Source organism: Psychrobacter sp. 1U2 (assembly GCF_051847575.1).
Window position 1 is genome coordinate 1 of record NZ_JBPYDC010001003.1, and the last position, 744, is coordinate 744.

The window sequence follows — 744 nt, forward strand, 5'->3', positions numbered from 1 at the left end:
AGATGAAAGCGTAGAGAATGCTTTGCTTCACCATAGCAATGGTTTCATAAGACATAAATAGCTCACTGATAAGCGTACTTAACCAAAAGCTTAGAATAAAGAAAAACCCTAAAAAACCAGTGGTAGCATGAATTTTGACTAAATATCGACGATCCATTGTTATTCTCCAGCAGTGTTTTTAGTAGCATGGCGTTAGCGATAAACTATTTACCAAATAGCGTTAACAACACTTTAAAAGCTCTAAACTTTTAGACGCAAACTTAATCTAATCGCTTCATACTTGAATATAAACATAGCATGCTATATAAATACATAGCAAGCTATATTTATATCATATTAGAAAATATCTTGTTCAAAATATACTTATATAGAGAATAGATCATGACCTTCAAAACTGAATCTACAGGGTATCTTGCTAATCATCTTGCTAGGTTGTACGCCATTTTGCTCAATGAACAGATAAAACCGTTAGGTATTAGTACAGCTCACTTCCCCATTCTGCTTGAGCTATGGCAACAAGATGGTATAACGCAAAATGACTTGGTACAGCTAGGTAATTTAGCACAGGCGACAATTGCCAATACTCTCAATAGAATGGAACGCGATGGATTGATCACGCGTGTAGCAGATAAAAAAGATGCACGGGTCAAACACATCTTGCTGACGAAAAAAGCTAGGTCGCTTGAAACCAAAGCCATTAATTGTGCCAGACAGGTCAACCAACAGTCGCTGTCAGTCTTGACT

At 36.7% G+C, this 744-nt stretch carries 1 protein-coding gene; it reads left to right on the plus strand.

Annotation, left to right across the window (positions count from 1 at the left end; translation table 11 throughout):
* Nucleotides 1-381: 381 nt before the first annotated feature.
* Nucleotides 382-744: MarR family winged helix-turn-helix transcriptional regulator (locus ACS8FD_RS20025; RefSeq protein WP_439277158.1), on the plus strand; the 363-nt coding region annotated here is incomplete at its 3' end.